We start from the raw sequence: 5,170 nt of genomic DNA, 5'->3' as shown, positions 1-5,170 counted from the left end.
AGCTTTCGGGGGCGACCTGCCATTGATCGGCAGCGGCCTTGATCAGGATGGCGCGCGCCGTCGCGCCGGCCTTTCTGAGTGGCGTCCAGAACGCGCGAACCGAAGTCGAACCGCCCGTCGCCTGAAGACCCAATAGCGGATTGGCATAGAGCTTCTCGTCCGGCGGCGCGTGCTCGAGGAGCACTTGAGAAAGATCCGCATCGAGTTCCTCGGCAAGGATGGTCGCAATGCCCGTGTAGATGCCCTGCCCCATCTCGACCTGAGGCATGACCAAGGTGATTTCGCCGACCTCGCTGATGCGGATGAACGCGTTCGGCGCGAACTTCTGGTCCGTAGCGTCCTTTTCCTGCACCGGCTTGGCGGCGCCGACCGGAAGATGGAAGGCGAACACAAAGCCGGTCGCCAATGCGCCCGTCAGCAGCCCGCGGCGCGAGACGACGGCTAGGTCAGCTTGAGCGGCCATCTTGTTGCTCACGATTTCTGGCCGGTGGAAGCCTGCTTGATCGCGGCACGAATGCGAACGTAGGTGCCGCAGCGGCAGATGTTTCCCGCCATCGCCGCATCGATATCCGTATCGTCAGGATCCGGCGTCGCCAGCAAGAGGGCAGCGGCCGCCATGATCTGGCCGGATTGGCAATAACCGCATTGCACCACTTCCAGATCGAGCCAGGCCTTCTGGACGTTGGCGCCAATTTCAGTGGCGCCGACGGCCTCGATCGTGGTGATCGCGCGATGTTGCAACAGGCCGATCGGCAGCACGCAAGAGCGAACCGCCTTGCCGTCGACATGGACGGTGCACGCCCCGCACTGCGCGATGCCGCAACCGAACTTGGTCCCGGTCATGCCGAGAATGTCGCGCAGGACCCACAGCAGCGGCATGTCTACGGGCGCATCGACCGCTTTCTCTTCGCCGTTGATCGTCAGTGTCGTTGCCATCGGCCGCTCTCCATCGATCTCGAACTACGCGATATCCAGCGGACGCGACGTGACGGCGGTTCGCGTCGCCAGATCGCCGATCTTCGAGGCGTAGTTCCGGAAGTGCGCCGTCGCGTGGTGCGCCTGGATCGCGGCGACATCCTTGTAGAGTTCATCGATGACGAAGGTCGTCTCGTCGTCGAGGTCCTGCCAGAGGTCCCATCGCAGGTTTCCCGGCTCGGATCGGCTCTCACTCGCGAGGTTACGCAATAGCTTCTCCAGCTCGGCGAGCTTGCCTGGCCTGGCTTTGAGAAAGGCCGTCGTCTTCGTCGCCGTCGCCATGGTGCGATCCCCTGTGATTGCGAACTGCTCGTCGAATGAAGGCCGGCGGAATCGCCTCGTTGAAACCGCCGATCTCCTTACTGCCGGTTTAGGCTCACGCCGCCTGGCTGGACTTCTTGGCTGCGCGACCCAGGGCCTCGACCAGTGTCGATCCGACCAGATGATCCGAACGCGGGTTCTGCCCGGTGATGAGTTCGCGATCGACGACCACGTTGGGCTCGAAATCGACCTTGGCCGCGGACACATCGCCGCCGGCGGCCGTGAGCGCCTGCGGCATGGTGAAATACATCTTGCCGTGAAGGATCTCCTTCTCGACCCACTTCTCTTCGGACGCCGAGAAGATCGTCATCTTGTAACCGGCATATTGCCAGCCCTTGGCCCACTCCCGGGCCTTGGCGTCGTCGCCCGCCATCAGCGCGGCGCGAAACTCGCGCGAATGCGGCAGCGCCGAGACCAGCGCAATCGGTCCGTGGCAGAGCAGCGCGGTGGGTTTCGACTTCTCGTGGAAGTGGCGAAGCACCACGCCCATTTCCCGATCCTGCATCAGGTCAATGACCGGCGCCTGTCCGCCCGGCACGAACACCGCGGCGTAACCGTCGAGCCCTTCGTCCGTCACCGACTTGAGGACGCGGATTTGATTCATCACGGGCGACTTGTTCCAAAATTCCTTGGCGCGGTTGTAGGCTGCCTTGTCGCCGCCGAAATGCACCAGCGAATCCGAGGCTGCATCGAGATGCATCTTGTTGCCGTCGGGCGTCGCCAGCACGATGTCGTAGCCGGCATCGATCAAGGACATGATCGGAACGACAGTTTCGTTGAGGTAGTTTCCGGTGGGTCCCCAGCCGCCACCCTCCACCTCGATCCGGTCGGCGTTCGAGCCAACAACGAGAACTTTTCCCTTGCTCATATCGTCTCCTGTTGTCGTTGGATTGGGGCTGGGTTCATATGGTCTGGGCATCTTCGACCCCGTCCGATCATTGCATGATATTGGAGTTCGACGGCGCAGACCCGTAAAGAGATGTAAATCTCCCGCTATGCTCCGGCGACGCCGTCTCCGACCATATTTCCGGGCACGATGATCTTGTCGTATTGCGCTTCGCTGATCTGGCCCGACCGGAGCGCTGCTGCGCGCAGCGTCGATTTCGTCCGATCAGCATCCTCGGCGATGTGCGCGGCGTTCTGATAGCCGATCACCGGCGACAACGCCGTCACCAGCATCAGCGTGTTGTCGACATGCGCCTTGATCCTGTCGCGATCGAGTTCGGTTCCCTCGACCGAATAGGTTCGAAACTTCTCGCAACCATCGGCAAGGATGGTCGCCGAGTGCAGGAAGTTGTTGATGATGATCGGGCGCATCGCATTGAGTTCGAAATTGCCCTGGCTGCCGGAGAACGCGGTTGCGGTATCGTCGCCGATGACCTGGATCGCAATCATCACCATCGCTTCGCACTGGGTCGGATTCACCTTGCCCGGCATGATGGACGATCCAGGCTCATTGGCCGGCAGCTTCAACTCGCCCAAGCCGCAGCGCGGGCCCGAGGCGAGCCAGCGCATGTCGTTTGCGATCTTCATCAGCGCCACGGCAGCCCCGCGCAACCCGGCGGAGGCGCGTACCATGGCATCCAGCGAGCCCTGCGCCATGAACTTGTTCGGCGCGGTGACGAACGGCTTGCCGCTCAGTTCCGCGATCTTGGCGGCGACCTTCACCGAAAAGCCCTTGGGCGCGTTCAGCCCGGTACCGACCGCCGTACCGCCGAGCGCGAGCGGATAGAGGCCATCGCGCGAACGCTCGATTTCCGCAAGGCAGGCGCGGAGTTGTCCCGCCCATCCCGACCATTCCTGACCGACCGAAAGCGGCGTGGCGTCTTCCAGATGGGTGCGACCGACCTTGATGACGTCCATCCACCCTTTGGCTTTCCGTTCGATCGTCTCGCAGAGTTTTGAAAGCTCAGGCGCGAGCCTGTTGTCGATCACCGAGATCGCCGCGATATGCATCGCGGTCGGGAAACTGTCATTGGACGATTGGCCCATATTGACGTCGTCGTTGGGGCCGATCGGCTGCTGGCTGCCCAGCGTGCCGCCGAGCAACTGGATTGCCCGGTTGGAGAGCACCTCGTTCAAATTCATGTTGGACTGGGTGCCCGAACCGGTCTGCCAGACATAGAGCGGGAAATGTTCGTCGAGCTTGCCAGCAATCGCCTCGTCGGCGGCGCGCACGATCGCGTCGCATTTCCATTGCGGTAACCGGCCGGCCTCGGCGTTGACCAGGGCCGCGGCTTTCTTGACGATACCATAGGCGTGATAGATCGCCTTCGGCATGCGATCGTTGCCTATCGAAAAATGCTGGAGCGACCGCTGGGTCTGTGCGCCCCAATATTTATCCGCCGGCACTTCCACGTCGCCCATGCTGTCGAACTCGCGGCGCATTCCGCACGCATTGAGACCGATGCCAAGGTCCCGCATCGACGGGTGATCGTTCTGCTGCTTGGCCATGACTCCGACGCTTTCTTCCCAATGTTGAGGTGCCAGACTCGCCGGCACGCTCAGGCGTGGGCGTCCGCATATTGCGCGACGCCGCCGCCGAACGACCAGTTCTCCTTGGCGACCTCGACCAGATTCACGAACACGTCTTCACGGCGGATGCCGACGCGCTCGTGCAGGGAATCCGCGATCACCGCGAACAGGTCCTTCTTCTGAGCCCGCGTACGCCCCTCTACCAGGGTGATCTGGATCGCGATAAAGCCCTCGGTACGCCGGATGCCGAGATAGCCGGGATCGAACGCGAAATCCTCGAGCTCGTGCTCGGCGAATATCTGGAAGCGATCGCCCTTCAGCGCGCCGATGCCGAGCACCGCGCTGTAAAGGACGTCGCTGATGATCGCGCGTTGGTGGACGTCAAATTGTCCCGCGAGGGTGTCGATACGGACGAACGGCATGATGGACTCCTTCTCAAGCGTTGGATTCAGTAGCTCTGCTCCTCGAGACCGACTTTGCCCTTGAAGACAAAGTAGATGACGAGGGTGTAGACGAGGGTCAGCGGCAGCACGAAGACGCCCACTCCCCAGAACATGAACGATTGCGTCGATAGCGGCGCCGCGGCCTGGACCGTCGTGATCGCGAACGGGATCATGTAGGGGTAGAACGATGCCGCGAGCGTCCCCATCGCCGCGGCAAACACCCCGATGGCGCAAAGGAACGGCAGCAGCTCCCGACGGGTGCGCACGGCCCACAGCATGACCGCGCATGCGACCGCGCCGAGCAGCGGGAACGCCAGCAGCGCCGGCATCTGGCCCCAGCGTTGCACGACCCAGAGATTGTTCGTGGCCGAGAGGGCGAATATCAGAACCAGGAAGATAGCGAGCGCGACCATCAGCCTCGGGATCAGCCTGAAGGCGAGATCGCGGATTTCGGCCTGCGACTTGTAAGTAAGCCATCCCGCACCCATCAGCGCGTAGCCGATGCATAGGCCGACGCCGCACAACAGCGCGAACGGCGAGAGCCAGCCGAATGCGCCGCCCACATAGTCGCGGCCGACCATCGGCAGTCCCCTCACCAGCGCGCCGACCGCGGTTCCCTGGATGAAGGTCGCGACGTAAGACCCGATGACGAAACCATGGTCCCAGAAGTCGCGCGTTTCCCGGGACTTGTTGCGAAACTCGAACGAAACACCGCGGAAGATCAACGCGCCCAGCATGAAGATCAGCGGCAGATAGAATGCCGAGAGCAGCGTCGAATAGGTCAGCGGAAAGATTCCGAACAGGATGGTGGCGTTCAGCACGAGCCAGGTCTCGTTGCCGTCCCACACCGGGGCGATCGCCGCAAACATGCCGTCCCGTTGCGTTTCGTTTCGCGCCAAGGGCATCAGGATGCCGATGCCAAGATCGAAGCCATCGAGCGTCACGTAGATGAAGAT

Annotated in this window: 7 protein-coding genes; all 7 read right to left on the bottom strand. The window is 62.3% G+C overall.

Annotation, left to right across the window (positions count from 1 at the left end; translation table 11 throughout):
- On the bottom strand, positions 1-463 hold a 463-nt coding region (locus WCB02_RS01250), incomplete at its 3' end, for a molybdopterin cofactor-binding domain-containing protein (RefSeq protein WP_423955467.1).
- A gap of 8 nt (positions 464-471) precedes the next feature.
- Positions 472-936, bottom strand: coding sequence for a (2Fe-2S)-binding protein (locus tag WCB02_RS01245; protein ID WP_423955465.1), 465 nt, complete (start codon positions 934-936; stop codon positions 472-474).
- A gap of 24 nt (positions 937-960) precedes the next feature.
- Positions 961-1,257: a putative quinol monooxygenase gene (locus WCB02_RS01240; protein ID WP_423955461.1), complete on the bottom strand. Its 297-nt coding sequence runs from the start codon at positions 1,255-1,257 to the stop codon at positions 961-963.
- Positions 1,258-1,351: 94 nt separating this feature from the next.
- On the bottom strand, positions 1,352-2,164 hold the full coding sequence (locus WCB02_RS01235) for a type 1 glutamine amidotransferase domain-containing protein (RefSeq protein ID WP_423955459.1): 813 nt from the start codon (positions 2,162-2,164) through the stop codon (positions 1,352-1,354).
- Between the two features lie 125 nt (positions 2,165-2,289).
- Positions 2,290-3,750 (bottom strand): class II fumarate hydratase, encoded by a 1,461-nt coding sequence (gene fumC, locus WCB02_RS01230; RefSeq protein ID WP_423955457.1) that lies wholly within the window; start codon positions 3,748-3,750, stop codon positions 2,290-2,292.
- Between the two features lie 50 nt (positions 3,751-3,800).
- Complete coding sequence (locus tag WCB02_RS01225) at positions 3,801-4,193, bottom strand: tautomerase family protein (protein WP_423955455.1); 393 nt, start codon at positions 4,191-4,193, stop codon at positions 3,801-3,803.
- Between the two features lie 26 nt (positions 4,194-4,219).
- Positions 4,220-5,170 (bottom strand): cytochrome d ubiquinol oxidase subunit II (gene cydB / locus WCB02_RS01220; protein ID WP_423955452.1); only part of this gene is annotated, 951 nt, incomplete at its 5' end.

Source organism: Bradyrhizobium sp. (assembly GCF_049581145.1).
In the GTDB taxonomy this organism is placed as follows: domain Bacteria; phylum Pseudomonadota; class Alphaproteobacteria; order Rhizobiales; family Xanthobacteraceae; genus Bradyrhizobium.
The sequence above is the reverse complement of the archived record's forward strand: the minus strand, read 5'-3'. Positions and strand labels throughout refer to the sequence as shown.